This window comes from Mesorhizobium abyssinicae (genome assembly GCF_049887195.1).
Lineage (GTDB): Bacteria > Pseudomonadota > Alphaproteobacteria > Rhizobiales > Rhizobiaceae > Mesorhizobium > Mesorhizobium abyssinicae.
In genome coordinates, this window is sequence record NZ_JARAKC010000157.1 from 1 (window position 1) to 255 (window position 255).

Below are 255 nucleotides of genomic sequence, written 5' to 3' on the forward strand. Positions count from 1 at the left end.
AGCCGCGCGCCACCCCCGCCCCGCCGATATAGAGCTCGCCAACCGCCCCCAGCGGCACCGGCTGACCATGAGCGTCCAGGAGATACACCCGCGTGTTCGCGATCGGACGGCCGATCGGGATCGATGCGGATCCGTCCAGTTCGGCAGGAACCTCATAATGAAGACAACCGACGATCGTCTCGGTGGGACCGTACTCGTTCACCATCGTGGCCGTCGGCTGGATCTTGCGCCACAGTTCCACCGTTGAACGCGACA

General features: G+C 64.7%; 1 protein-coding gene. It reads right to left on the reverse strand.

Annotated features, from left to right (window positions below; translation table 11 throughout):
* Positions 1-255: AMP-binding protein (locus PU724_RS34060; RefSeq protein ID WP_426213871.1), on the reverse strand; the 255-nt coding region annotated here is incomplete at both ends.